This window comes from Mesorhizobium sp. M4A.F.Ca.ET.020.02.1.1 (genome assembly GCF_004022645.1).
GTDB lineage: Bacteria > Pseudomonadota > Alphaproteobacteria > Rhizobiales > Rhizobiaceae > Mesorhizobium.
The window spans coordinates 1-1,777 of the sequence record NZ_RZOI01000985.1 but is presented as its reverse complement, the minus strand read 5'-3'; the positions used below and the strand labels follow the sequence as shown (position 1 = coordinate 1,777).

Below are 1,777 nucleotides of genomic sequence, written 5' to 3'. Positions count from 1 at the left end.
GCCAGCGCCTGCACCGTCGCCAGCGTGTTCTTGACCCGGTGGTTCAGCTCGCGCAGCAACAGCCGCTGGCGCTCGTCGCCGAGCTTGCGCTCGGTAATGTCGTAGTTGACGCCGAAGATCAGTGTCGGCTTGCCGTCGTCCTCGCGTTCGATGACGCGGCCACGCGTGGCGATCCAGCGCGGCGGGTAGATACCCTTCACCCGGTATTCGCCGAAATAGTCATCGCTACCGGTCAGCGCGTCGCGAAAGCGCGTCTCGGTCTGATAGACGTCGCGCGGATCGATGGCCGCCAGGATGTCGCGCGCCTTCAGCCGGTTCGAGCGCGGCAGGTTGAAAAGTTCGGACAGCAGCACGTCGCATTCGATGATGTCGGTGCGGATGTCCCATGCCCAACTGGCGAGCGAGGCGGCGTCGAGGGCGATGGCGCGGCGCTTTTCCTCCTGCGCCAGCGCCTCTTTTGCGATAGCGCCGCTGCGGGTTGCGTCCTTCAGCGCGAACAGGCTGGCGGCGAGTTCGGCCAGCGCCTTCAGCTGGCCGAGCTGATCAGCCGACGGAAAGGCGCGCGGCTTGCGGTCGAGCACGCAGAGCGTGCCGATGCGGGCGCCTGCCACGACCATCGGCACGCCGGCATAGAAGTGGACATGATGCTTGCCGGTGACTGCGGGACTCGCGGCGAAGCGTGGGTCGAGGGTCGCGTCGGTCACCACCATCGGCTCGTCGCCGGCGGCGATGGCATGTGCACTGAAGGGCATTCCGGTGGTGGTTTCGGTTTCGCCCAGGCCCAGGCTGGATTTGAACCACTGGCGCTCGGCATCGACGAGGGTGATCAGCGCGATCGGTGCCTGAAGCACAGCGGCGGCAAGACCGGTGACGCGGTCGAAATCAGGATCGGGCTCCGTGTCAAGCAGACCATGAAGCACGGCCAGGCGGTGCTCCGCCTTCACCGCGCCAAGGACATCGGCCGGCAGTCCCGGCGTTTTGCGCACCCTGCTATCCACCAAGCCCCCAAATGCCGCGTCCTGCAGCCAGCACCCGCGGTGCCGACATATGCCAACGCCCCAGGCTGCGGAACCTTCGCGGCGAGGAACCGTTACCCGACCATATTCTGCCAGACGCGCCGGCCGGTGCCAAACGATACGGAGGCCGACCATGACCAAGATCATTCCCGAGGAGAAAGCCCGCCAGGGACGCTGGGGGGTCAATGTGCTCAAGATTCTTGTCGCAGGGCTGCTTCTGGCATTCGTTGCGTGGGGGATCGCGGAGATTTATGGCGAAGTCATCAAAGCTCCGACCACCGAGCAGGGGCCCAAGGGCTAGAGGCCACGTCCGCGTCCATCTCGTTTCCCGGTGCATCACGCCGCCTCTGCCCGCGCGACCCGAGACGGCACCAGCACCTTTAGCGCACCGGGGTGAATTGCGATCTCGGTCTCGCGTTCGAGTTGGACGAGCTCGCCATCCATAACGGCGCGGTATTTGCTGCTCGCGGCATGGATTTTCAGCCTGGCACTCTCCGCCTGATGGATTTCGACATGGGCGCTGTCGCGCCATTTGCCACGCGCCATGTCGAAGAAGACCCTGACCAGCTCGCCACGCCTGCGCGCCACCGAGATGTAGATGCCGAGCACGCCGCCGGCGGGGTTGTCGGCATAGGGCAGGTGGCCCTCGCCGAACAGGTTGTTGGTGACACCGATGCCGGTGGCGCGGGTCACGATCTCGGCCTCGCCGATGGTGAGTGTCCCCTTCCAGGCCGGCGGGGTCTTGAGCGCCGCCCAGGCGG

Annotated in this window: 2 protein-coding genes and 1 pseudogene; 1 reads left to right on the top strand and 2 read right to left on the bottom strand. The window is 66.0% G+C overall.

Annotation, left to right across the window (positions count from 1 at the left end; all coding sequences use genetic code 11):
• On the bottom strand, nt 1-998 hold a 998-nt coding region (locus EN742_RS33945; protein ID WP_189375717.1), incomplete at its 3' end, for a GAF domain-containing protein.
• Between the two features lie 151 nt (nt 999-1,149).
• Here EN742_RS33945 and EN742_RS38405 point away from each other — a divergent pair.
• On the top strand, nt 1,150-1,317 hold the full coding sequence (locus EN742_RS38405; RefSeq protein WP_189347266.1) for a hypothetical protein: 168 nt from the start codon (nt 1,150-1,152) through the stop codon (nt 1,315-1,317).
• Between the two features lie 35 nt (nt 1,318-1,352).
• On the opposite strand, the pseudogene EN742_RS33940 reads toward EN742_RS38405, so the two are convergent.
• Nucleotides 1,353-1,777, bottom strand: a pseudogene (locus EN742_RS33940) (diacylglycerol kinase family lipid kinase); the annotation flags it as partial.